Annotated in this window: 21 protein-coding genes and 1 pseudogene; 17 read left to right on the forward strand and 5 right to left on the reverse strand. The window is 60.5% G+C overall.

What is annotated here, in order from left to right; genetic code table 11:
- Positions 1–69: 69 nt before the first annotated feature.
- On the forward strand, positions 70–1,305 hold the full coding sequence (locus tag C486_RS17820; protein WP_008458677.1) for a tyrosine-type recombinase/integrase: 1,236 nt from the start codon (positions 70–72) through the stop codon (positions 1,303–1,305).
- Between the two features lie 9 nt (positions 1,306–1,314).
- Here C486_RS17820 and C486_RS17825 read toward each other — a convergent pair whose 3' ends face one another.
- Complete coding sequence (locus C486_RS17825; protein ID WP_152419198.1) at positions 1,315–2,082, reverse strand: HFX_2341 family transcriptional regulator domain-containing protein; 768 nt, start codon at positions 2,080–2,082, stop codon at positions 1,315–1,317.
- A 118-nt stretch (positions 2,083–2,200) separates the two neighbouring features.
- Between C486_RS17825 and C486_RS17830 the strand changes: the two genes are divergently transcribed.
- A complete protein-coding gene (locus C486_RS17830; RefSeq protein WP_008458681.1) occupies positions 2,201–3,187 on the forward strand; it encodes an E2/UBC family protein in 987 nt (328 codons plus the stop codon).
- Between the two features lie 124 nt (positions 3,188–3,311).
- Here the strand turns inward: C486_RS17830 and C486_RS21435 are convergent, their stop codons facing one another.
- Positions 3,312–3,572: a hypothetical protein gene (locus C486_RS21435; protein WP_160164307.1), complete on the reverse strand. Its 261-nt coding sequence runs from the start codon at positions 3,570–3,572 to the stop codon at positions 3,312–3,314.
- 369 nt (positions 3,573–3,941) lie between these two features.
- Between C486_RS21435 and C486_RS21440 the strand changes: the two genes are divergently transcribed.
- A complete protein-coding gene (locus tag C486_RS21440) occupies positions 3,942–5,027 on the forward strand; it encodes a HesA/MoeB/ThiF family protein (RefSeq protein ID WP_160164308.1) in 1,086 nt (361 codons plus the stop codon).
- Positions 5,024–5,236: a KTSC domain-containing protein gene (locus C486_RS20630; RefSeq protein WP_008458684.1), complete on the forward strand. Its 213-nt coding sequence runs from the start codon at positions 5,024–5,026 to the stop codon at positions 5,234–5,236. Before C486_RS21440 ends, C486_RS20630 begins: the two co-directional genes overlap by 4 nt.
- Positions 5,237–5,287: 51 nt before the next feature.
- Here C486_RS20630 and C486_RS17840 read toward each other — a convergent pair whose 3' ends face one another.
- The 3 genes from C486_RS17840 to C486_RS17850 form a co-directional block, all read right to left on the reverse strand.
- Entirely contained in the window at positions 5,288–6,511 is a 1,224-nt protein-coding gene (locus C486_RS17840) for a hypothetical protein (protein WP_049910689.1), read from the reverse strand.
- 65 nt (positions 6,512–6,576) lie between these two features.
- Positions 6,577–7,440: a hypothetical protein gene (locus tag C486_RS17845; RefSeq protein ID WP_008458688.1), complete on the reverse strand. Its 864-nt coding sequence runs from the start codon at positions 7,438–7,440 to the stop codon at positions 6,577–6,579.
- A gap of 222 nt (positions 7,441–7,662) precedes the next feature.
- Positions 7,663–7,962: a helix-turn-helix transcriptional regulator gene (locus C486_RS17850; RefSeq protein ID WP_008458689.1), complete on the reverse strand. Its 300-nt coding sequence runs from the start codon at positions 7,960–7,962 to the stop codon at positions 7,663–7,665.
- A 136-nt stretch (positions 7,963–8,098) separates the two neighbouring features.
- Between C486_RS17850 and C486_RS17855 the strand changes: the two genes are divergently transcribed.
- The 13 genes and pseudogenes from C486_RS17855 (at position 8,099) to C486_RS17915 (ending at position 23,905) form a co-directional block, all read left to right on the forward strand.
- On the forward strand, positions 8,099–8,266 hold the full coding sequence (locus C486_RS17855; protein WP_004048632.1) for a DNA-binding protein: 168 nt from the start codon (positions 8,099–8,101) through the stop codon (positions 8,264–8,266).
- Positions 8,267–8,340: 74 nt separating this feature from the next.
- Positions 8,341–9,393 carry an exodeoxyribonuclease VII large subunit gene (gene xseA, locus C486_RS17860; protein ID WP_008458690.1) on the forward strand — a complete coding sequence of 351 codons (1,053 nt, stop codon included), beginning with the start codon at positions 8,341–8,343 and terminating at the stop codon, positions 9,391–9,393.
- A gap of 2 nt (positions 9,394–9,395) precedes the next feature.
- The gene (gene xseB, locus C486_RS17865; protein WP_008458693.1) at positions 9,396–9,578 is read left to right on the forward strand and encodes an exodeoxyribonuclease VII small subunit; all 183 of its coding nucleotides are present in this window, start codon (positions 9,396–9,398) and stop codon (positions 9,576–9,578) included.
- Positions 9,579–9,781: 203 nt separating this feature from the next.
- Entirely contained in the window at positions 9,782–10,060 is a 279-nt protein-coding gene (locus C486_RS17870; RefSeq protein ID WP_008458695.1) for a hypothetical protein, read from the forward strand.
- Positions 10,061–10,066: 6 nt separating this feature from the next.
- On the forward strand, positions 10,067–10,486 hold the full coding sequence (locus C486_RS22700) for a hypothetical protein (RefSeq protein WP_008458696.1): 420 nt from the start codon (positions 10,067–10,069) through the stop codon (positions 10,484–10,486).
- A gap of 27 nt (positions 10,487–10,513) precedes the next feature.
- The gene (locus tag C486_RS17880; RefSeq protein ID WP_049910690.1) at positions 10,514–12,250 is read left to right on the forward strand and encodes a hypothetical protein; all 1,737 of its coding nucleotides are present in this window, start codon (positions 10,514–10,516) and stop codon (positions 12,248–12,250) included.
- A complete protein-coding gene (locus C486_RS17885) occupies positions 12,247–13,104 on the forward strand; it encodes a hypothetical protein (protein WP_008458700.1) in 858 nt (285 codons plus the stop codon). The genes C486_RS17880 and C486_RS17885 overlap by 4 nt, the downstream gene beginning before the upstream one ends.
- 2 nt (positions 13,105–13,106) lie before the next feature.
- On the forward strand, positions 13,107–14,168 hold the full coding sequence (locus C486_RS17890; RefSeq protein WP_008458701.1) for a hypothetical protein: 1,062 nt from the start codon (positions 13,107–13,109) through the stop codon (positions 14,166–14,168).
- Positions 14,169–14,174: 6 nt separating this feature from the next.
- Complete coding sequence (locus tag C486_RS17895; RefSeq protein ID WP_008458703.1) at positions 14,175–15,296, forward strand: hypothetical protein; 1,122 nt, start codon at positions 14,175–14,177, stop codon at positions 15,294–15,296.
- Positions 15,280–17,595 carry a VirB4 family type IV secretion system protein gene (locus C486_RS17900; RefSeq protein WP_193787482.1) on the forward strand — a complete coding sequence of 772 codons (2,316 nt, stop codon included), beginning with the start codon at positions 15,280–15,282 and terminating at the stop codon, positions 17,593–17,595. The genes C486_RS17895 and C486_RS17900 overlap by 17 nt, the downstream gene beginning before the upstream one ends.
- Complete coding sequence (locus tag C486_RS17905) at positions 17,588–21,409, forward strand: ATP-binding protein (RefSeq protein ID WP_049910692.1); 3,822 nt, start codon at positions 17,588–17,590, stop codon at positions 21,407–21,409. The genes C486_RS17900 and C486_RS17905 overlap by 8 nt, the downstream gene beginning before the upstream one ends.
- Positions 21,406–22,281 (forward strand): annotated as a pseudogene (locus tag C486_RS17910) (DNA primase); the annotation flags it as partial. The gene C486_RS17905 and the pseudogene C486_RS17910, both read left to right, overlap by 4 nt.
- 100 nt (positions 22,282–22,381) lie before the next feature.
- Positions 22,382–23,905, forward strand: a complete 1,524-nt coding sequence (locus C486_RS17915) for a primase-associated protein (protein ID WP_008458711.1) — start codon at positions 22,382–22,384, stop codon at positions 23,903–23,905.
- Positions 23,906–23,930: the final 25 nt, after the last annotated feature.

Here is a 23,930-nt window from a genome sequence, read left to right on the forward strand (position 1 = left end):
CTCATGACGGCGCTTCCCCAGGGGTAGAGGACCCGAGACCGGTCCCGCAGGACGGTGGAGGGCCGGTGGATGCCTGATCGAGCGCTTTCGACGCCGCTCGACGACAGCTTCGAGCGCTACCTCCAGGACAAGGGGAAAGGACGCGGAGGCGACGGCGGGAACTATCGACGAAACGCTGCACGCGAGCTGGAGCGATTCGCCGAGTGGACCGCCGGCGACCGCGGCGACGACGACTGGACCGGGATTGTCCCCGACGACGTCGACCGGGAGCCGACCTTCGACGATCTCGACGAACGCGTGTTCCGGGAGTACGCCCGGCATCTCGGTGGAGATCGGGGACTCAAGCAGAACACGGTACAAACCTATTACCGCTATATCTCTGCGTGGTGTGGCTGGTGCGTCAACGAGGGATATCTCGAAGCGCATTACGCGCAGCGGGCGAGTGCGATGGCGCCGCTCCCGGAGGACGACGGCCGCAAGCCCGGCGACCAGCAGGCCTGGACGTCCGAACAGCGCCACGCCTTCACCCGCTACGTCGACGAACGGGCCCGTGACGCCGTCGAGGCGTACACGATGCTCCCGGAGGATGTAGATCTCCTCGACAAACAGCGAGCGCGCTACGCGGCGCTGAAGGCGACTCGTGACCGGGCGCTGGTGTTCGTCCTCGCGTACACTGCCGTCCGCGTCGGAGAATTGCTCCGGGATCCGAATGACCCGCGCCGGCGCGGCGTCCGCTGGGAGGACCTCTCACTTGACGACGGGAGTATGGACGTCTACCGGAAGAAACAGCAGTGGGACGCCGCCAGTCTACCCGACCCGGTGATCTCGCCGCTCCGGAGCTACCGCCAGCTGCTGGATCCACCCACGGAGCGCTGGCCGGTGTTTCCGACATTCGACCAACGGACGCTTGCAGGGCTCGTCGAGGAAGAGCTATCCGAACGAGGGGAACGCCCAGAAGCGATTACTGAGTGCCGAAACGAATACGCCCGCGACCTCCTGCTGGCGCTCGATAAGGACGTTCGGCCGCCGTCGATCACGACGGACGGCGGACGGTCGATTCTTCAACGTCTCTCGGAGACCGCAGAGATTGACATCGACCATCCGAAACACGATTATCTTGCACCACACGGTGGTCGACGTGGTATGGGCGAGGTGCTTGTCCGCGCGTTTGGGTACACGGTGGCGGCCCGGTATCTCGACAATTCAGAGGAGATGGTACGAGAACGATATTCGCATATCGAAGCTGGCGAGTTGGGTGATGTCGCTACAGAAGCTCTGGAAGAGATCGATTCGGTAGACGGCTAAGCGAATCGGTCACGTTTCAATGAGGTGTCTGAACGCAGAAAGTGTATTTTCCCCTTCCTCGGTCAGATCTACGTCGGTTCTTCGCCCCACCTCTTTGGTTTGTATGAACCCTTTCTCTGTCAGTGGTTCTAATACATGCGTTTCGAGTAATCGGTAGCGGGCTCGATCCGAATCAGCCTCATAATCCGTAATGAAGGGCAATCCCTCCGGTGGTGTTTCTGCTTGAATTGGTTTACCGTTCCCTTGGCCGAATTCGATGAGCTCCTTCTTCGTGACTGGACCATTTCGGTAAATGTACTCCATTATGTAGATAAGCTGTGTCTCGGGGGCATCTATTGGGTACGCCGGCAGTTCCTTGATGTTCTTCACCCCGTGTGAAACAGGTTTGACCCGGTGAGCGTCTTTTTCACCATATCGTTCTGGCTCGACGTAATACGGCACCGCGTCGGTCACCATACACGCGATCATCCCGCCGATTGCGGATATTTTACTCCCGGTTGCAATGTTCACGAACACGTCATCGTCTGGGTTCTGTTGGATTTCTCGTGCCGTCACCCGGACAACTTCATACAGATCGAAAATGTTGCAGGATCGGATCTCTCGGTCAATCCCGGCTGTCTCGATATCCTCATACAGCTCCTCGATAAATGGCGGCCGTTCCCCCTCACCCCATTCAAGGAGGATCAATCGATCAGCTTTCAATTGCTTCGCGGCTTCGACGACACGATCGCGCTCGAACCCGAGCGGCGCGATATGGACTCGTTCACTGGGGTGCATGTCTCGCTGTTGGGGATTCTGTGGTTTATGCGTTTGGTGCGGATTGTGCGCTTAATGCCGTTACTGATGTTGGAGACCGCGTGGTGCTTAAGGGGATAACGCTGTTAGGCGAAAGCGCATGCAACCAAATGATCTCGAGGAAGCAACCCAGCATGCCCAAGACCGCTACCGAGGACTGGGCGATCAGCTCGAGTCTCTCGACGAAGAGACGGCTGACGACCTCCGTGCAGCACTCGAAGCCGCAGAGGACGCCATCGACGAGGCTCAAGATACCGACGAGGATCAATCCCGTTACGACGCGCTCCATCGGGCGGCCGACTACATTCAGTCAGCACAAGACAATATCGACACCCTCCAAGATGCGGCTGGGTTCGATGTTAGCTACGCCGAGGAACTCGAAGCACTCGAAGAGGCCATCGAAGAGGTCGAGGACGGCCTTGATGAGGCGCTCGAAGATGCTGATGAAGGTGACGAGGATGAGGACGACGAGGAGACTGACGGCTACGAGGTGACCGTCAGTGGGGAAACAAAAGTACTCGACCAGCAGCACATCGAGCCGATCGAACTGCTACGCAAGTTCGAGTACGATCCCAACCAGTACGTCCTCTACCCGCCCGACGAGGACGAACGAGTCTCCAAAGACAGCGACATCAACCTCGCCGAAGAGAACGTCTTCGACGCGATTCCCGTTGACACTGCCTACGGGAGCACCCAGCTCGACGATGTGCTCGCAGCGGACATCGAAGTTCTTCGAGAAAACCACGAGGTCGATGTCGATACCGAGGCCGAGGCGCAGTTCGTCCACGTCATCGTTCGGGACTACCAGATCCCGTCGGATGCCTACAATACGGACACGACGGACGTGATGATCCGCGTCCACGAGAACTACCCCCAGAAGGCTCCGGACTGGGTCTACGTCGACGAGGATCTCCGGCTCGAAGGAGGTGGCCAGCTTCGGAAATCTCGCGACGACCAAGTCCGGGGCTGGTTGGCTCTTTCCTGGCACATCAACAAACTGGACGGTATCGAGTGGGAACCCTACGAGACCGATCTCGAGTGGTATCTGGAGACCGTCGCGAACGGACGACTCCGACAGGGTGACTGACGCGAGCCCTCCCGCTGGCGATCAACCCTCCCACATTACATCTATGCAAGGACATGAGACTGATGGCAGCCGAGAGCGAGCGACGGGGAGTCAGTCGCGAGTATCTCACTGGCTTCGCTCCGTGCTAGACGACCCTGAGCACGAGTGGCCGGTCGCTGACCGGATACGGGTACGGATCCGAGGCGCCGACTACCAGCGGCTGCGCGAGCATCTTGTGCGTCCGGAGCAGAAGTGTCCGAAAGAGCATGCCGCCTATCTCGTAGCCGGAACGCAGGAGTACACTCATCGTGGGCAGCGGGTGTTCGAGTATCTCATTCGTGAGGTTCACCTGCTGGATCGGGACGAATATCTCGATCAGACGACCGGTATCGTCCAGTTCGACCACACGACAATCCGGTCGATGATGCGGGCGAGCGAAACAGACCATCGGCATCTCGACGACATGACCCTCCTGATGTGCCATAGCCATCCCCGCTCGAGCCAGCCGTGCTACTCCGGTACTGACGACGAGAACGAACCGGCCCATATGGCGTCACTGACCGGTCGAACTACTGGCCCACATGGAAGCCTCATCTTTGGCCAAGGGGGTCTGACCGGTCGGGCGTGGCTCTCTGACGTCCCGACGATCCGACATGAGCCGATCACGGCCGCTGCGTCGCCGATTGATGAACTTGTTGTCATCCACGACCGCGAATTGGAGCGGATTCGGACGACGGATTCACGACTCCCCCCAGTTTCAAACGGCGGCGCCGAGATGCGCGACCGGCAGGCGTTGCTCCACGGTGACGGCGGTAACGCTCGGTTGCGCGACGCTCACGTCGCCGTGGTCGGTGCCGGTGGACTTGGTGCACCGATTGTTCAGACGCTGGCTCACCTCGGCGTTGGCGCGATCACGGTCGTTGACCCCGACGTCGTGGAGGAATCCAACCGCTCGCGAATCGTCGGTGCACGCCCAGCCGATGCTGGTGATCCCGAGCGGACGCCCGACGAGGATGGTGTCGTCCCAGCTGCGTGGGCCGAGGCCATCGACGGATGTGGAACGCCCAAGGCGGAGGTCTTGGGCCGCGTTGTCTCCGATATTGATCCGTCGATCTACTATCACGGCATCCACGAGGAAGTACAGGCTCCGAGAGCGCTGGAACAGGTCGTCGCTGCAGACGTAATTGTCACCGGCACCGATACCGCCACGTCACGTCGATTCGTGTCGGAGGCCGCCCAGCAGTACCTTCGGCCACTGTTCAACGCGGGCACGGATATCGACGTTGACGATGACGCTGGACTCCGAAGCATCGCGACCAGCTTCCAGGTATCCGGCGCGAACCGGGCGTGTCTAGACTGCATGGACGCGATTAACGAAGATCGAATTGATGCCGAAGGCGAAGACGAAGACAATCTCGAGTACGGACTCGAACTCGTTGCCGGAGAGCAACCGTCGGTCATCACGATCAATCAGGAACCGGTACAACGATTGACGTTTGCGCTGCACCGGTTCCTCACGGGACTCCTCGCCGACCGGCATGGGTTCCGAACTGGTACGTACAGCGCAACTTCAGACCGTCTTGTGAGCGACGCAGAGGCTGCTCCCGATTGCCAGTTCTGTAATGGGGCGTTCACAGCTGCCGGTGATCGTGGCGTCCCAATAGCGAAATCTGGACTGTATCGGACAACGCCATCGACGGTCGAGACGGGGGTTGTCACAGAACTGGGTATCGATGCTGTCGTCGAGAAAGAGCCAGCCGAGGCCGAGGATGGCCCGGGGCGTGATGAATCACCGTCCAAACAACGTGGCCTGCTTGCTCGCATCAGGAACACGGTGGCCCGCTACATCCCACAGCTATGAACCGGACACCCGTTTCGTCGAGTAACCTGAAAAGTGTCGGCTACGATCAGAGTTCGAACACCCTTGAGATCGAATTCCACGGTGGCCGAGTCTATCAATACTACAACGTTCCTAAGAGAATCTATCAAGGACTGATGGCAGCATCCTCTCACGGAAGGTATCACCATCGCCGAATCAAAGACAGCTATCGATATTCTCGGATTCGGTAGTGAGGCGAGATTCAATCAAGCTTTGACTGGATTCTTCCGTTGATGGGATGATTACGGCGGGATCCAGCTAGTGTGATCGCGGAGAGTTGTATTTGAGGATTCCATCGTCGCACCGCACTTGGGGCAGTAATCCTCGATCACATCCTCGTCGTATAGATAGTGATCGCACTCGGGAGGGCTGGCTTGGAAATACACGTCGTCCCAATCGAGATTAGGCTCTCGACCGTAGAGACAGAATGTACTGTGTCCTGACCGCCCTCGATGGTTCGTCACTAACCGAACGGGACAGTACATACACTCGCGGAGTTCGATTAATGGCTGGTCGGAATGGTTCGTCCAGAGTGTTTCTCGCCGCCCCCATTCGTGAAACCCCTTCGGTCCCCGACAGCGCTCTATCTCAGGTCGTGTCGCAAGCAGTTTCTCCACCTGTGCGGAATGGTACTGGCTTCCTGCCCACTTCCAGAACGGGTCTCGGTCGTACTCACGGACAATCGCGTTCTTGAGCGCTTTCAGGGGAAAGTCGGGTCCGTGCTCGTCGCTCGCGGTGTAGGTGTAACTGCCGTCGGGTTCGTGAAGCCGGCGTAGCTCGCAACCCTGGGCAGTACAGATATCGTACGTAATCAGGTCTTCCTGTCCGCGGGGATGGGCATAGGGCGGCACGCGCTCCCACGCATGTTCGCCGTCGTAGAGGAGCGCTTGGCAGTTCGTAAATCGGCTAGCTTTGCTCGTTCGTTGGGCGTATCCAGAACTGTCGTCTTGCTCAAATTCGGCACCGATCGTATCGTAGTTGAACGTATCGAGAAGGACTGTTGCCGCGCGTATCCAGACGACCGAGTACCCAGCGGCCAAGTAGTCATGCGTCACCTGATGGACGTCCTTGTCTTCGTGATTGTGCTGTACCTCAACGGCGAGCCCTTCCCCGAAGTAAGGGTTCCAATCGTCAAAGGTCGCGAGTGCATCCGCCCGGCGTTCGGTCACAGGTGTCGGCACCTCGGCCACGTCGACGTCCACCTCCGTCTCGATGCGGGCGTTTTCTCCGAATTGCTGGTGCAGAGCGACCTCAACACGGGCGACTGCGCGTTCGTGGGTCTCTGACTCGCCGCCATTCGAGCAACGCTGGCCGGCGTCGTCTGATACGTGGTAGAAGTGTCGAGACTTGCCTGGCGCCGATCGCGGGTACATCGTCCCGCCGCATACCGGACAGGTGACGGCTTCTCCATCGTCGACTATGGCGGGGACGACCGGGCGACCGTCACGACGACCGCGGAAGGGCATATCAGCAACGAATATCTCGGTAAGCAAATAATCATTCCCAGCCGTAGAGTCCAAGACGGAACTGGTTAGAGCGAGTCCTCGAGTCCGCAGGAGATACACTTCATGCACCCGTCCTCACGTTCCCAAATGTGGTCGCAGTACTGGGGGTCTGTGGTCGTCATCTCAGAGAAGTCCTCGAACGGATCATTTGAGATGATCTCCTCTCCGTTGTGCTCTTTGAGACGGGCCCCACACCGGCACCGATAGCGGTTCTCTCCGCGCGGTTCCCAGACGTGTTGATGGTCTTCTTTCTTCTTCTCCTTTTCTCGCTGTTCAAACGCCGCTTGAGCAGCTCTGTCAGCAAGATCGGAGTTCGTTTTGATTGTTGACTCATCATAGATATAGGCCTCAATAGTTCTCTCTTTCCAGCGCTCAAGCCGACAGTGTTTACAGAAATCCCGGTCGTGGAGGTCACTCCCTCCGTATTTCCAGGTATGGTTACAGTCCGGATTCGGGTCGGAGAAAGTTAGGGATTCAGCGTTAACGAACCGCTCTAGGTAATCCTCAGGTGGATCGACCTCTGGAGGGTCTGCCCACGAAGCTGCGAAGGCGGTGTCAGCCCGTTTGTCGAATGCGACGACCATCTCCTCAATACGGAATCGGTCGTTCGTAAAATCCTCAGGGCTGGCCCAGTAGACGCTATATCCGGCCGAGAGATAGTCGTGCGTGACCGCGTCGAGGTCTTTGTCCTCGTTTGCGTATTGAACCTCAACGATCAATCCACGACCAAGGTAGTCGTTTGCGTCACCAGTGGGAAATTCGACGAGGGCATCTGCCCGGCGAGAATCAGTAAGCGTCGGCGTATTGGGGACGTCGACGGTGACCTCGGGTCCGCAACGGACATATTGGTCAAACCGCTGCCGCAACGCCGAAACTGCGAGGGATTTCATCTTTCGATGTGGATCCGACTCTCCTCCGGAGCAATTGGCCGTCGAATCCCCTGAGCCCGCAGTAACGTGATAGAAATGACGGGCGCGGCCATCATCAAATGGGCCCCGGGGTCGCATCGTTCCGCCACAGGCTGGACACACGACGTCAGTACCATCCTCTACCTCTTCAGGAAGAACTGTCCCTCCCTGCTCGTCTGTAGAGGACTGTGCGATAAATGGCATCTAGGTCGGCGTAGCGACTTCTTCTGTAGACTCGATATATTCTTCTTCCCACTCTCGACGTGCCTCAATTTCGCGGGAGCCTCGTTGCGTTAGCGAGTACAGATTGGTCCGCTTGTCGAGCTCGCCTTTCTTGAGGAGTCCTTTCTCCACGAGGTCGTCGAGATTCGGATAGAGCCGACCGTGGTTGATCTCCTGTTCATAGTAGTCGTCGAGTTCAGCCTTTACTGCGAGCCCGTGTGGTTCCTCGAGCCCGGCGATCACGTACAAGATATCCCGCTGGAACCCAGTTAGATCGTGCATCCGTCTGTTCCCTATTTTTGAGGGGTGGCATATGTTCTCTCTGGTGCTCAAAGACGAATATTCGATACTATGGGGGGAGAATCGTGCGTGAGAACTTCGAACCTTTATATAGTGGACAAGAGAAGTCCGCGATGGAATGTCTGACCTAATCGTCAAAGCAGCCGTGAAGGACGCACTTTCGGACCACAACGTCTCGGCGGATTTCTACGACGCCCTCAACGAAGAGGTCGCCGAACTGCTCGACGACGCCGCAGAGCGTGCCGAGGCCAACGATCGGAAGACGGTCCAGCCCCGCGACCTGTAGGCCTGCGTAACGCAGCCAACCCCGCACTCGAACGTAGCTTTTTGAGGTTCCTGTTCAGAAGTTAGGAAACGGAGATGGCGGACGCACCGGATACGGAACGGCAGGCGGTGGAACCCGACGCGAAAGAGGTTCTCAGCGTGTCACAGCTGAACGACCGAATTGCGTCGGTCGTCCAGGACACGCCTGCCCTCAACGGCGTCCGCTGTATCGGCGAAGTCACCGACCTCCACCAGAACAGCACGGCGCTTTACTTTACGCTCTCCGACGGTGACGCCGAGCTCCCCTGTATGATCTGGGCGAACCGTTACCGGGAGATGGACGCCGACCTCGAGGACGGGACCGAAGTCATCCTTGAGGGCGATATCGACTACTGGGTCGAAGGTGGGAAAATCGACCTGAAACCGTGGGGGGTGATCGTCGTCGGTGACGGCGACCAAGCGGCCGCGGTCGAGCGACTGCGAAGCGAACTCGAAGAACGTGGTTGGTTCGACGATGAGCAGAAACAGCAGCCACCGTCGTTCCCGGAGCGGGTTGGCGTCGTCACGTCTCTCCGTGGAGACGCCCGGTACGACATCCAGAACGCGATTCACGAGCAGGACCCCACCGTCGACATCCTGGTGAAAGACGCAACCGTCCAAGGGTCGGACGCGCCGACATCCATCGCGAACGGCATCCACCATCTGGACCGCTCCGAGGACGTCGACGCGATCATCGTCGGCCGTGGGGGCGGGAGCGATTCGAACCTCCAAGCCTTCAACACCAAGCGGGTCGCGGAGGCGATCTTCACCGCGAATACCCCGGTGGTCACCGCGATTGGACACACCGATGACCGACTCATCGCGGATCAGGTGGCGGATGTTACGACGATCACGCCGACAGCCGCCGGCGAGTATACCGCGAATTCGCGTGAAGAGTTCCTCGCGAGCGAGATCGAGCCGCTGGAGCAACAGCTTGAGGCCGCGTACGAAACGTTCCAGCAGGAACACGAACACGGACTGGAGCTCGCCGAAGCAGTCGGCGAGGGGGCCGCTCCTGAGGGTCTTCCGCCGATCTACTACAAAGCCGCCATTGGTGTGTTGCTGTTGCTGCTGTTGGTCATCACTGCGCTGTGGCTGGGGGTGATCTAAGCGTGGCAAACGATTCAGCGATCCACGACCGCCTGAGCCGCGTCGAGGAGATAATCGAGCAACTCGATGCCGACGACTGTGACCTCGAGGAGGGTACGCGGCTACACGACGAGGGTCAGGAACTCTTGGCCGAGGTGCGTGAAATCCTCGACGAAGGTAGTGGGGACGTCGTCGAAATCGAGTAGAATTTCGCAGCAACCTTAACCAACATTCTGTTCGCAACATCCGCTTATGTTGGTTAACTCTATTATCCGTAGTGAACGAGTCTATCGATTATAATTTACTTTAGATTATTGCGCCCGTGGTGGCCAGAAAGTATTTACTAGCTTTCCAGCTACCGTGTCAACATGTACCGGGATTCAGCCGGTGCATACCCATACCCGCACGTATGATTACACGGTCAGTCACCATCGAGGAAATCGATGACCTGTACCTGATGTGGAACGACCACATCAACGCCTCTGCCCTCTATCGTCGTGCCCTCCGCGAGGAAATGGACGTCCGCGGTGTTGATCCCGATGAACTCCGCGACCTCCTCGACCGGGCCCGCGAACAGGGCTACACGCTCGAAGAGATCGCAGAGGAGACGAACCGCTTCGATGATCTCCAGTCGCTCGTTGAGGAGCCACGGGGCTGCTCACCGGCTGGGGAAGCGTCCAACGACTAACCCGCTATGACACAGGATAGTACTCCCTCCGACCCTGAGCGTAGCTCCGAAACAGAATCGTCGTCTGGAAGCAGGCTTCCCAGGCAAGCTGCAGTTACGATTGTCCTCCTGAGCCTGTTCGCCGTTCAACCCGCTGCCGCACAGACCAACGCGGTCTGCAGCGCGGATAACCTCCCGAGTATGATTGAGGGATTTTTCCAGCTCACCACCGCGCTGGGGATCGTCGGCCTCGCCATCGTCTGGCAAGCTGACTCCCTCATCGAGATGTTCACCCTCAATCCCGAACAGAAGAAGGGCCTCAAGCGCCACAAACGCTCCGCGATGAAGTCCGCGGTCGTCCTTGTGGTGCTCGGCCCGCTGTACACCGTCGCCGGTTCGATGATGGGCCTCCCGCTGGCCCAGTGTGTCGACCTCGTCCCCTGGTAAACCGCTCCCACCCCCGCTGTGAGCCCTATGGAACGTCGAGAGCTCTCCATAATCGTGGCCGCGCTGTGCGTGACGAGTGTAGTCACGGGTATCGTCACGGCTACTCCACCACGGCCAGGAACGGAGGCCAACGGGCTCACAGAGAACGAATCGGCGACGCTGTGGTCTCGCGACGCGGACGACTACATCAGCCAAGAGGAGTACCAAGAGCGGTACGGCGAGTCTCGGACCGCGATGCAACAACTCGCGAACGGGACGGACATCACGTTCAAGCGCCCACCAGCGACCGCGGCGACGTGGACACGGAACGACTTCGAGGATCTGAACGCAGGCGGGTCGGACACCTCCATTCACCCACCACACGCCTCGCTGGAGGACGGCGTCTACATCGAAGATGCACACGCCACGATATTCGCCGTCCAACCATCGACGCGAGGCCACCTAGAGTCGGGTGAAACCCCGCTCTACATCGCGCCGAACGGAACGATGCGTGGGTTCGTCGACTACCGTGTCCGTGTTCCGAATGGGAGTTCGTCCGGCAATCGGACGGTCGAGTGGTCACTGACGAGCCACGAGGTCGACGAGGTCCGGCTCATCAACGATGGGACCACCATCGTCGAGCAGGAGGGCTCGCACACCCCCGCGTTGGAGTACCAGATCGAGGACGACTGGAGTACGAATCTCACCCTCGAAGCAGAGATAGACGTTCGGTTGAAGAAGACCGTCCGGATCGACCGAGGTGATGAGACGGATGTCGATGTCACGTACCAGACCGAGTCGCTCAACGTCACGGACTCAATCGATGTCGAGATCTACGATCTTACGGCGTACCCCTACTACGCCGAATACCCGAACGGCGATGCCGGGGTGGCGATCTTCCAGTCCCGTCCCTGGCAGGGCTACACGCTAACCGAAAACGGGAGTGCTCGCGTTCGCGGTGTCTGGCGGTTCTACACCGCACGGAACACGAACTGGGATACGCTCGTACAGTCCAGCCGGACGGGGAGCTCGACCGTCGAGTCCGATGCGATCCCCGTCTACGTCCACGCGTATCCCTCCCGGATCGGGCCCCGTGCTGAGCCAGTCCGTGATGGTCCCGAGATCATCGATACCTGGGGGACGGACCGTCCGTCGCCAGTAGGAACCCTCGGCGAGAACATCAACATCGAGATCGTCAACCAGACCTACACGACGACGTATGGTCTCGCCGTCCGCGCCGAGACAGTCGACCGTGAGGATCTCCACGTTGCAGGCATCGTCCGTGGTGTGAACGCCTCTATCGTCGCCCCTGATGCCGGTTCTGAGCGACAGCTTCGGCGCAGTAACCTCTCCGTCGAGGTGATCCAGCAAAACCAGTCACAGGCGACGCTCCGTATCGAGCTTCGAGATAACCAAACGGGGACTCCGATTGGACTCGGCGGAGGCGGTCGCCGGTATCCGATCGGTGGTGGGGCCCGGAACGGATACATCACCATCGCGGACCAGCGGGTCGAAACGAACGCGTCTGGCGTCGCAATCGTGACTGTGGAGCAGCCAGGAATCTATACCGCCCGGTATCACCCTGGGTCGTGGCTTGGCCACAATCCCGCTTACGTGAGTGATACGGCGACGGCCCGCTGGCATCCACTCGGAACGATCGAGGGCTGGTTTGCCCTCTTCGTCGAGGTCGGATGGCAACTTCTCCCCTTCTTCGTGATGTTCTACGCCGGGAAGCGGCTCCTGCGAATGCTCGGCCCCGAAGACATCTTCCAGAACAATCCATGACTCGAGACAATCACCACCTCAGCAGACGGACCGCCCTCCGAACAGTCGCCGGCGCCGCGCTCGCGAGTGTGGCCGGGTGCCTGGACAGTAACGGAAGCACCACTCCGAATGGGAGCGAGAGCCCCGCAGATGGGTCGGGAGTATTCCAGCAGGTTACCGTCGATGGAACAGCACTCGTCGTCGAGTTCGCCGCCGACTCAGAGTTCGACCAGATCAACCTCATTCAGCCGAATGGGGAGCTGTTCGGTCAGCGGGAAGTCGCTGCGGGGTCACAACAGGTTTCCTTCGAACTCGGAACGAGCTACGCACCCGGCGAGTACGAGGTTGTTGCTCTCAACGGTGAGGAGACGGTTGGTGAGAGTTCGCTCTCTGTCCAGCCGAACTTAGAAATCGTCGAGATGGGAATTGGCAGAAACCAACCCGAGGAAATGTGGGATGGACCAGAAGACAAGATCGAAGAGGAGGCCTTTGTTACCGTCGCAAATCGGGGAAGTGGACCTGATGCAGTAACGAAACTACTCTTCATCGGTGATGTTCCCTACCCCTCTGACGAGGAGGGTACGAACTACGCAGACGATGAAGATGTGAGCGGGATCTACGACCCTGAATCAGATTCGGAGGTCGAACAGGTCACAATCGCTCCAGGGGCCCAAGTCACGATTTACAGTTCGCGCTCGCCATTTGCCTTCGTGCCTGGAGCAGGAACTTCCTGCTCGGACGAGGCGAAGACTGGCGAGTTCGAGCTGATCTTGGAAACACGGGTGGGTGGGGATCGCATTACGAAAACGTACAGCATCCAGTATTCAGCTTCTCAGGACTCAGATAGCTGTGATATTGCCATCAGTGAGGCCTAATCATGGTTGATCTAATCGACGTCGTACTGGAAGGGTTCAAAGAGGTCGTCGATTGGTTTGTCGGCCTCTTCATGGACGGTCTCCGCTCTGGCTACGAGACCCTCACTGAGGAGATGTTCGGAACACCGACACCAGATACCAACGGAGCGTTCGTCTTCGGTGAACCCCAAAATGCACCTTGGCCTGCAATTCAGGATGCACTAGTCGGGGGTGAGATCATGTTGATCTCACTTCTTCTCCTCGTGATGTGCGTCCAAGGCCGACACACGGTTCGAATCTTCAATATCGGTAGTGCATACGAGGCCAGGCGCACCAAGAAAACCGCGTGGGTCGGCGCGTTCCTAATCATCACCTGGTACTGGGTGAGTATCCTCGGCCTCTACATCGTTGATGGGTTCACCGTCGCCCTGATGCCGAGTCTGAGTTCTTTGGGAGAGGCGATGCTAAACTTCCTCGAAGTCTCCCTTACGAACCCCGGACTTTCGCTCGTCTTCGCCCTGATCGGTGGTCTTTCGATGTGGGCCTTGGAGGCTCTCTACTACATTCGAGAGGTTCTACTCTACGTCTACGTGTACGGAATGCCGATTGCGTTCGCTCTTGCATATGGCAATATTCCGGTTCTCTCCGATATCGCGATGGGATTCAGCAAGCGATTCGTGCCATTAGCCGTCCTGCCTCTGCCGGCAGCGGTGGTTTTCAAAGGATACGATCTACTGTACTCGCAGAACGCTATCGCCCCGAGTAGCCCATTTTTACGCTACTTGGTCGCAGCGTCACTCCCCCTGATTGCGCTGTATCTGACTTGGAAGACGTTCAAGTACGCAACCCCACTGACAGCGAAGGTTCTGGGTGGCGCCACGAAGGGTGCGGCTCTCATCGGCGGCGTGGCTGCCGGGGCCTACGTTGGTGGGGCTGGCGTCGCGACGACCGCAGCCCGATGGGGGCCCAAGGCCGCCGCAGGGCACGCGGTCGCCCAGAAAGCAGCAGCTCGAGGGACGAACGGTGACGAAGACAACGGGACGCCGTCCTACCGGCGGACCGAGAACGACCCTGGAAGCTACTAACAACCCATGTCGATAGATCAAGACGCAGCCGCACGGCGCATCATGGACCAGTTCGGTGAGGAGAGTCGTATCCCCTACCTCAACATCGAGGAGGGCGACGTGGGCGTCCTGATCGCCTTCCCGATCGTCGGCCTGTTCATCGCCGGCCTCACGGGCATCGAATCGCTTGCGCTTCCGTTCGTCGCCGGCGGCTTCGGCTTCGGCGTCGCCATCGTCTACGTCTCTCCCGATCACCTGAATGCGTGGACGTGGACCAAGGACGTCTATCGGTACGTCAAGCGGCCGCAAATCACCTTCAGTGCTCCCGAAGACGCCGACGGGAGCACCAACGAAACAGAGCGCAACGAGGGCGGCCTAGCGAACTACACGCCATTCAAGCCGGACGAGCGAACACAGGACCTCACGAATATCGAGCGGGCGTGGCCGGGCGCAGGAGCCATTCAGCGGGACGACGGGACGATGGAGGCGTTCATCGAGATCGACCCCGACAACATGGATTTCGCGATGTCCGACGACTGGGCCCAACTCCAAGACGCTGGCGAGGACTTCGCCAACAAAGAGCTGGACTCGAAGCTCAAACTCCACGCGACGACCCGCTCGTTCCCGGTCGAACAGATTACGGAGAACATCGAAGACCGCCTCAACGACGAAGACGTCACGGAGAACCCGATCTTCAAGGAACTCCTCGAGGAGTACCGGGAGACCCGACCGAAGGAGATGCGGGAGCGCGGCATCCAGCAGGTGCGATACTACATCGGCGTCCAGGTCAGTCCGTTAGAGGTCTACGACCGCTTCCGCGACGAGGGCACGCCCGCCGAGAAGCTGACGCAGTTCCCCGTCATCGGCTTCCTGTTCAACCCGTTCGTCACCCGTCGCGAGGACCTCACTGACGTCGAACGTCGCGCTCAGATGTTCGAGAAGCTCGACAGTCGGGTGAACGACGTACGATCCGAGTTCATCCAGCAGGCGTCGGGCTGGTCTGCACGCCGGCTCAGCACGGTCGAGTTGTTCGTCCTGAATATGGACTTCTGGAACGGTCGCGAACACGATTACGACGAGGCAGAGCGTGTCGTTCGCGAACAACCGATCATCGGCCAGTCGCGCCGGGAGGATGCGTTCGATGCGTAGCGCGGTCCTTCAAGCAGGGGGCGGCGTGGGCAGCCAGCTCGTCAGATGGCTCTCCAGTCCGACCTCTACGGAGGGCGCAGCGCTCTATCTCCTCCTCGTCGTCCTGCTCGGTATCGGTGGGAAACTCCTCTGGGACTGGTACACCGAGGACGACACTGAAGAAGTCGAGTTCTCGGATGTCCTCAACGAGGAGACACTCGAACAGGGCGAGGCCGAACGTCAGCTCCTCGACGACATCGCCGAGTCACACAAGACGGTGACCGCGCCGGCTGCCGCCGAGTGGGAAACGCGAGCCGCACGAGTCGGCGAGCAGTGGACGACGACGCTGTACATCGCCGACTACCCGGACTACCCCAACGACGGCTACCTCAGCGACCTCTTCGAGATGACCGACGTACAGTTCGACCTGACGGCCCACATCACGCCAAAGAATCAGGAGCGGGCCCGGAACGAACTACAGGACATCGCTGACGATCTTCAGGTGGATGCCGACCTCGAACAGAGCGTCCGGAGTGCCTACCTTCAGGAGCGGGCCAACGAGGCCGCAGCGACGTACACAGCTGTCGAGAACGGCGCGAGCGTTTTCGACCAGGGGATGTTCATCACCGTTCGGGCCGACGAGAAAGACGACCTCAGAGACGCCGTCCAGAAGGTCAAGAGTGCGCTTCGTGACGACCCGGCGAACCTCACGCCGAAGACTGCAATCTGTCGGCAGGACCTCGCCCTTCAGTCCGCCGCGCCCATCGGCGACAACGAATTCGGCCGCACGTCAATCGCGCTCGGCGGGGCTGTCGGCGCATTACTCTCCTCGCCGCACAACGCGACGATCCTCGAGGAGGGCGGCGTCGAGTTCGGGATTCACAAGGACAACCAGAGCCCGGTGGTCATCGACCCGTTCGCCCGAGACAACGGGTACGCGATGTTCACCGTCGGCGACACGGGCTCGGGGAAGTCGTTCAGTTCCAAACAGAACTTCATCCGATCCATCGAACAGAGCAAGGACCGCATCGGCATCATCCTTGAACCGCTGAACAACTGGGCTGGTGTCTCGGAAGCACTCGACGCCAAACGGATCACGGTCGGCGGGACGCTCGGTCTGAACCCGCTGGAGATCCGGGAGACGCCGGAGCACGTCCAGCGGGCGATGGGTGAGGACGCGAGTCCGTTCAACGAGAAGCTCGACGACGCGATGAGCTTCCTCACGAACTTCTTCGCNCAGCGGGCGATGGGTGAGGACGCGAGTCCGTTCAACGAGAAGCTCGACGACGCGATGAGCTTCCTCACGAACTTCTTCGCGCTCCGTGGGATCTCGCTGGGCGACCGGCGGACGACGCTCGAACTCGGGCTCAAGCGTGCCTACAAGCGTCAGGACATTACGGACGACATCTCCACGCACAGCAACCCAAGCCCGACCATCCGCGATATGATGGACGTCTTCGAGGATATGGTCGACGACCCCGAGGAGTTCGTCGTGCGGTCCGACGAGGAAGCCGGGAAGATCAAGGAGGACGCAACGTGGCTGCTCGATCAGCTCCGCCCCTTCGAGGACGACGGTCGCCACGCGAATCTCGGGCAGGAATCCGATTTCGACATCCGGGACGAGAAGGTCATCTACCTCGATCTCGCCCAGCAGGAAGGGAGCGTCGACAGCAGCACGGCGCTGACGATGCAGCTCCTCATCTCGCTGGTGTACGAGCGAGCGAAGGTCTCGGACAAGGAGGTCGTGTTCTACATCGACGAGGCGCGCTACATTATGCAGGACGCCGCGAGCCTGGCGTTCCTCGAGACTGTCTTCCGGCACCACCGCCACCACGACCTCTCGATCCGGCTGGTCACACAGACCGTCGACGAGTTCTTCGAGCACGCCGAATCCGAGGCGATTCTCGATCAGTGTGCCGTCAAGCAGTTCCACCGCCTCGACGGGATGGACGAGGAGTGGGCCGACGAGTTCGGCCTGAACTACGCGCAGATGCGGTTCGTCCAGGATGCGGTGCCCGGCAACGAGGACGCCGGGTTCTCCGAGGCCTTGGTGGGGGTCGACGGCGAGTGGCGCGGCATCCAGGTCAAAGCGATGCCCAAGGAGAAGCAGGTCATCGACTTCGACCCGACCTCCCAAGTTCGGTCCTCGCTCCCCGGCGCCGGCGACAGCGCTGCCGATAGCGAGATGGAGGAATTCCAAGCGGAGCTCGAAGAGCAAGTAACGAACGGAACGAACGAAACGAACACTACCGAAGATGAATCCGACGCCGTCGCAGCCGAGCCAGACGGCGGGTCAACGGAGGGGAGCGACGATGGCTGACTACCTGCGCGTCACCCCGACCTCCGAGCAACTCGATGCCGAGAGCATCCCCCGCGTCCTCGACAGCCTCCACAAACTGACTACGCCGGGGTCGTCAGGCCTCGGAGCAAAGCTGAACCCGCTCAACAGTGAGACACCACCTCGGTTCGAGTTTCTCGCGATCAGTAATGGACCGGATGAGCCGGTTGAATTCTTCTACGGCGCCGATGCTCACCTCGATACAGTCGAAAAGCGGCTCCGCTCGATCTACCCGTCAACGTTCGATATCGAACGCGTCGATGTCGACGTCGCCGACCGTCTCATTCAGCCGGTCGAGTTGACACCAGAAGAGTTCGTCGACCACTACGAAGCCGGGCGGCTTCAGTACGAGTTTGGTCCAGGGGAGCAGTACGAGCACGTCGACGAAGAGCCGGCTGACGCCGACGCAGCCGATACGGACCCGGTCGTCGACGGCGGCACGGTATCCGCCACAGCTCCCGAGCATCACGTTGTCGTCGGCGACTCCGTTCTCGAACTTGCCTCCCCCGAGACACTCCCTGAGGATGAGCAGCAGCCATCGATCGAGAAGCCGACGATGACGCCGAGGGGGACGGTCCTGGCACGGCCAACCGAGGACACCGTCTCCCCGCTCGGTGTCCAGTGGTGTGGGTCCGCGTCTCGGAAGCAGGATTGGATGACGTCGCTGACGCCGTTCACAGCGGACGAGTCAGACGGGAATCTCTCCTCGGTCGACCAACCCGGTGCCGCGCTCGCGACGCTCATCGACCACTTGATGGAGGCGACAGCACCGACTGCGTTCCAAGTCGTCTTCCAGCGACGCAGCAGCTGGCAGTCCGACGCGGAAGTGCGGAAAGAAGACCTCGTCGACGGCCGCGATACGTTCTTCCAAGAGGTCGTCGGGTCGTTCCTTGAGGTCGAGGACCATCGGAGCGACCAGGACGAACGACAACTCAGTGAATCCGTCGAGAAACGGATCGAGTACATCGACGCGAAGAACGCCAAACGGTCGTTCACAGCCAACATCCGCGCCGTCGGCGTGCCTGCTGATGGCTCTCGCGAGGATCTCGATGCTCGCATGGATTCGCTCCTCCCGGTGTTCGATACGCTCGATGGGCCGTTCTACGAGGTGGAGGGACAACGGCTCCGGGAGAGTGGTTTTCGTGAGAAAACGAAGGAGAAGAACGCAGGGGCCGCGCTCCAGCGTCTGCTCAATCGAGAGCTGACGACGGGACGGGGGAAGGCCCGGCCTGAGCTGGTCCTCAGCGGGACGGAGCTCGCGAACTTCGTCCTTGTCCCTTCCTCCGAACAGTTGACCGTTGAGGGAACACGGGGGACTCGGGCCGAACAGCAGAGCCGCAATCCGCTCCCGTGGCCGAATCCCGACCTGATCCAGCAGTTCCAGGACGGGATGGAGATCGGGTACGCCCTCGACGATAACGGGGAGCCGCGACCGGATCCGATCCAAATCCCGTCCGACCTGTTGCCGACGCACTACGGGCGGTTCGCGTCGACTGGTGGCGGGAAATCGAAGGCCATCATCAACGACGCGCTCTCCCTGCGCGAGTCGACCGGTGGCCCTGTCGTCCTCGTCGATCCGAAGGGTGACGGGATGTGCGAGAACTACCTGCGCTGCCACTACGAGCGGTTCGGTGGCCTGGACGACGTCTACCACTTCCGCGTCCCCGAGACGATTCCCGCGTTCTCGTTCTTCGACATCCGCCCCGCACTCGAGGCCGGTCGCAACCGGGAGGACGCGATTCAGGACAAGGTCGACCACTTCCACGATATCCTCCGGATGATTATGGGACGCGAGCAGTACGGGCAGGCGTTCGTCGCGAACGAGATCCTCAGCTATCTCATCAAGGCGCTGTTCGACGAGGAGTACGGAAGCGACGTGTTCGGCCTAGACGACCTCTTCGCCGCCTCCCTCCGGATGCAACGCGAGCAGACGATCCCTCCGGTCTCGGCGGACAACCAGAACATCGAGGAGTCGCTGACGCGCCACTTTGCGAAGGACAACCACCAGTTCCAGGTGTCGATGGACGCGGTCGGAAACCGCCTCGACAAGCTCAAAGAAGACGCCCATCTCCGGCAGATTTTCAGCCACGTTCCCGAGCAGAACGACGCCGGCGAGTACGTCGACAACCGCTTCGACTTCCGCGAGTTCCTCGATGAAGACACGACCATCATCTTCGACCTCGGCGACCTCCGTCCGGAGGCCCAGCGAGCGATCACCCTGCTCCTGTTGAGTAACCTCTGGGACGCCGTCCAGGTGCGCCGACGCGACGGCCAGACCGACTACGAGAAGCTCACCAACCTCATCATCGAGGAGGCCGCACCGGTCGCGTCGACGAAGCTCGTCTCCGAGCAGCTACTACCGCAGGGCCGGTCGTTCGGCCTGAGTATGGGGCTCGTGATGCAGTTCCCCGAGCAGGTGCGGAATCGGAACGAACGGGCCTACGATGAGGTGCTGAACAACATCAAGACCAAGCTCATCGGGAACATCTCGATCGAGCGCGACCTCGCGGAGTCGCTCGCCCACGAGGACCTCAGCCCGACCGAACTCCGCAACCGGATCAACACGCTCCCGAGCGGTGAGTGGATCGCCCAGCTCCCGAGCCCCTCGTTCGGGGAAACTGGCCCACCGCCGTTCTCGCTGAAGCCGCTCCCCATCGCGCCGGGGCATCCAGAAAGCGACCAGCCGCTCACAGAGCCGCAGGAAGACCATTTCGAGTCCGTGTCCCGGCCACGGATGGTTGAGCGCACAGCGGCCCAGTACGGGCTGACAGCGACGACTGAATCGAGCCCTGCCCCGGAGGAGACGGGCTGGGGAAGTTCAGGAGCCGACCCGGCGGTCTCGTCGGCTGATGGAGAGACGGGGAGCGATCCGACCCAGTCCGCGTTCATCAGCCAAGCGACGAGCGAGGACGGGTCGACGTCGACGACTCAACCCGAGACGGACAGCGAGTCAGGTGGAGACCACGGGGAGATCAGTTCGTTGTTCGGGGAACCCGCTGCTAGCGATGGTGACCCAGCTCCCGACCAAGCAGCGCAACCGGCGAACGGATCAACGCCCGTTCAGGACAGCGGTGTACCCGTTCCCGATGACGAGCTTCGAGAACGCGGGCTCAGTCGCGACGATGTCCGATTCCTGAGCCGAGTCCTTGACGTGATGAACAGGGACGACGACGAGTACACGCTCTTGAAGAGTATGCGCCAGCTGCGAGACGACTACGAGGATCTCCATCTGGAGCGGCTCACGGAACAGGAGCTATTGGACGAGGGATCCGCCGCTGGGCGCAAGTACTACACCGTGCTTCCGGCCGGGCGTGACCTCCTGGGCAGGGAACTGAACGCCGGTCCCGGCGAGGGTGACCTCGGCGAGAAAACCCCGCACAAGGTTGGCGTCCGACTCCTCGAATTGTGGCTCCAGCAGCAGGACGACGTCGTTCGCGTCGAACCGTACTACGAATACGACGATGGAACGGTGCTGGATGTAGCCGGGTTCGACGATGAGGGCAATCTGGTCTGGGCTGGTGAAGCGGAGCTCGCGAGTAACAACAGGCACGCTCCGGTCGAGGATTACGACAAGCTCAGCGCCGTGGACGGCGACGCAGTTTGGGCGTTCAACACTCGGGAGACAGCCATCGGCGTGCTCGACGCGTTGGCCGACGCCGACAGGATCGACGAGCCTGTCAGTGGGCGGTCGGCGCGGTCGTTCGCGAACATTAGAGACGCTGTCGAGGAACTCAGTGCTGACGGGCTGACCACCGTTCGGGGGTTCAAAAACCTCAAAGAGGGACTCGAGTCATGACGTGGCGACAGGCAACGCGTGAGGAGATCTATGCCTACTACGCTGAGGAATTTCCCCGCTATGTCGACGACCTGCCGGAGTTCATCACGGGGACCGGTCCGAAACAGTACGCTGTCGCCTTCCGCGAGGACCATCCGGTGCGCAACGATGAGGTGCCGGACAAGGACTTCATCCGGCGGGATACGTGGCAAACGAATCCATCAGGCGATCGGACGACGGCGGAGTTCAACAGCTTTGAGGACGTCGTTGAGTTCGTTCGCCATCCCGCACGGAACGACCCGCTGGGCCGAAGCGAATTCGCACTCGCTGACCCAGAAGTCTTGGAGCAACCGGATCCACGCCCCGATGCCGTCTACTACGCACTCGACCACTGGGAGCGGCCGTGGGTCCTCCTCGTCGATATCGATGCCAAGGAGATCGCTCGCGAACGAGCCGCGGATGTTGTCTCGGACAACATCGACGACCGGGACGACGAGGCGCTTCTTGACGCCGCCGGCATCCTCGACGCCGAGCCAACCGGGTATCCGTACGCCTTCGAAGACGTCGACCAAGCCATCGAGTACGGGTTCGAGGTGCGCGACATCTTCGAGGACGATTTCGGTGCCGAGGAGACGATGGTGGTGTACAGCGGGCAGGGCGTCCACGTCTACCTGCTGGATACCGACCCGGCTCACCGGTACGACGAGCAGAGTCGCGAGGTGTTGAACGACCTCCTCCTCGAGACGTACGACATCCCCATCGACCCCGTCGTGACGGCTGACCGCCGGCGTGTTGCTCGCCTCCCCTACTCGCTCCACGCCGACGTGTGCAGTATCGTCCAGCCCATCGAGAGCCCGGCGTTCGACGTTCGGTCGGCGACGCCCGAGGNGCTCGCCTCCCCTACTCGCTCCACGCCGACGTGTGCAGTATCGTCCAGCCCATCGAGAGCCCGGCGTTCGACGTTCGGTCGGCGACGCCCGAGGTGATCGGCGAATGAGCCCCAGTACGCCCACCGACGACGAGGACGCAGCGTATCGAGTTGCGGCACTCCCGCTGGAGTACGGTGAGGCCCGCATCAACCAGCTGTTTACGCGTGGCTACAACCGATACGTCGTCGAGGGCGAGGACCAGCCCGAGGACCTCGTGAACGATCTCGAGCGGTTCGGGACGGCGGCGTTCAAAGAGCAGGTTCGTGCTGACGCCGCTGAGGAGCCGTTCGTCGACGAGCCCGGGACGCTCGCCGTGCTTGCAACGCTGAGTGCGGTCTGTGTAAAGGATCACCCGAAGTTCGAGCACGCATCGCCCCGGAACATCCAGGTGCTCTACGACATCCGGGAGCTGTACGTCAACAATCTCGCCTCCCTCATCCGCGCCCACGGTGATGGATCGCTCCAGCAGGACATCGCCGACGTGCTGTACAGCAAGGAGCCCGGCGAGGATGGCCCACACCCTGGTCGAGTCTGTACGGGCATCACAGAGATGCCGGAGTTCGGGGAGGGTCTCTACCTCGAAATCCCGATGGCCGCAGCCTCACGCAAATGTCTCGTTCGGGAGGACCAGGGGTCGACGGGGAGTGACGATGGCGGGGAGATACTGACGCGAGTGAAAGACAACAAGCTGTACGTCCCGGTCGGTGATTTCGACAGCAAGTATCGGGACTATGCTGAGCGGGCGTTCAAGAAGCTCCTGCGGGTGCAAGAAGACGGGCTCTCCGACGACCAGCTGACGTGGCTGACGACGAACGAGTCAGCGATTACGGAGCGGATCGACCGCTTCCTCGAGACCGGACACCACGAGCGGATCTGGCGGAACTGGGACCGTGGGGAACGGACGATCCGCGTCCTCCGGCGAGCCCTGAGTGACGCCCCCGACGACGTCGCCCAGAAAGGGGAGTTCCACACGGCGAAAGAACTCTATCGAGCGGTTGCGGCGTACGACGCTGAAGATGACTGGGAGTCCTCTGTAACGGACTGGATATCGAGTCCGAGCAGTCTCGCGAAGACGCTGGCCGACCACGAGTCCCACTCGGCCGTCACGATTGACCGCGACGGGCGCGTCAATACGTACCGAATCGGACGAGCCGGAACCGGCGCCGAACAGATCGAGGTCCGGGAGATCGAGGACCTCTTCGAACTTCCCTGTATGGCGAATATGGAGGAGCGACTCCACGAGAAGAAGCCGGTTCGGAAGGACCTCTACAACTTCGTGCGGATGGTGATGTGGCTCCCACAGTACCAAGACAGTAGCCTCGACGAGATCGTCGCAGACCTCAAGGACGTCTTCTCGCGATGGCCGTGGTACGACGAGCAGGAAACCGAATACCAGGTCCGCTACGAGTTCTCGAACACGATCGACGGCGACACGCCGTTGCCGATGAACTGCGATAACGACGATCTACAACGCTACTGCATCGGCCAGGACCAGTGTCCCTACTCGATCTGGGGCAGTCTCCCATTCCCGGATGAGATGTACGAGCAGGTCGAGGAGGAGTCCGCCGGCCCCACTGAGCAATTCTGATTCAGAGAGTGGGGTAAGGCAGCAG

Source organism: Natrinema gari JCM 14663 (assembly GCF_000337175.1).
GTDB lineage: Archaea > Halobacteriota > Halobacteria > Halobacteriales > Natrialbaceae > Natrinema > Natrinema gari.

What these genes read in the sequence shown, in the direction of transcription:
- C486_RS17820 (WP_008458677.1), top strand. Translation starts at nt 70, where the DNA reads ATGCCTGATCGAGCGCTTTCGACGCCGCTCGACGACAGCTTCGAGCGC.
- C486_RS17825 (WP_152419198.1), bottom strand. Translation starts at nt 2,082, where the DNA reads ATGCACCCCAGTGAACGAGTCCATATCGCGCCGCTCGGGTTCGAGCGC.
- C486_RS17830 (WP_008458681.1), top strand. Translation starts at nt 2,201, where the DNA reads ATGCAACCAAATGATCTCGAGGAAGCAACCCAGCATGCCCAAGACCGC.
- C486_RS21440 (WP_160164308.1), top strand. Translation starts at nt 3,942, where the DNA reads ATGCGCGACCGGCAGGCGTTGCTCCACGGTGACGGCGGTAACGCTCGG.
- C486_RS20630 (WP_008458684.1), top strand. Translation starts at nt 5,024, where the DNA reads ATGAACCGGACACCCGTTTCGTCGAGTAACCTGAAAAGTGTCGGCTAC.
- C486_RS17840 (WP_049910689.1), bottom strand. Translation starts at nt 6,511, where the DNA reads ATGCCCTTCCGCGGTCGTCGTGACGGTCGCCCGGTCGTCCCCGCCATA.
- C486_RS17845 (WP_008458688.1), bottom strand. Translation starts at nt 7,440, where the DNA reads ATGAAATCCCTCGCAGTTTCGGCGTTGCGGCAGCGGTTTGACCAATAT.
- C486_RS17850 (WP_008458689.1), bottom strand. Translation starts at nt 7,962, where the DNA reads ATGCACGATCTAACTGGGTTCCAGCGGGATATCTTGTACGTGATCGCC.
- C486_RS17855 (WP_004048632.1), top strand. Translation starts at nt 8,099, where the DNA reads ATGTCTGACCTAATCGTCAAAGCAGCCGTGAAGGACGCACTTTCGGAC.
- xseA (WP_008458690.1), top strand. Translation starts at nt 8,341, where the DNA reads ATGGCGGACGCACCGGATACGGAACGGCAGGCGGTGGAACCCGACGCG.
- C486_RS17870 (WP_008458695.1), top strand. Translation starts at nt 9,782, where the DNA reads ATGATTACACGGTCAGTCACCATCGAGGAAATCGATGACCTGTACCTG.
- C486_RS22700 (WP_008458696.1), top strand. Translation starts at nt 10,067, where the DNA reads ATGACACAGGATAGTACTCCCTCCGACCCTGAGCGTAGCTCCGAAACA.
- C486_RS17880 (WP_049910690.1), top strand. Translation starts at nt 10,514, where the DNA reads ATGGAACGTCGAGAGCTCTCCATAATCGTGGCCGCGCTGTGCGTGACG.
- C486_RS17885 (WP_008458700.1), top strand. Translation starts at nt 12,247, where the DNA reads ATGACTCGAGACAATCACCACCTCAGCAGACGGACCGCCCTCCGAACA.
- C486_RS17890 (WP_008458701.1), top strand. Translation starts at nt 13,107, where the DNA reads ATGGTTGATCTAATCGACGTCGTACTGGAAGGGTTCAAAGAGGTCGTC.
- C486_RS17895 (WP_008458703.1), top strand. Translation starts at nt 14,175, where the DNA reads ATGTCGATAGATCAAGACGCAGCCGCACGGCGCATCATGGACCAGTTC.
- C486_RS17905 (WP_049910692.1), top strand. Translation starts at nt 17,588, where the DNA reads ATGGCTGACTACCTGCGCGTCACCCCGACCTCCGAGCAACTCGATGCC.
- C486_RS17915 (WP_008458711.1), top strand. Translation starts at nt 22,382, where the DNA reads ATGAGCCCCAGTACGCCCACCGACGACGAGGACGCAGCGTATCGAGTT.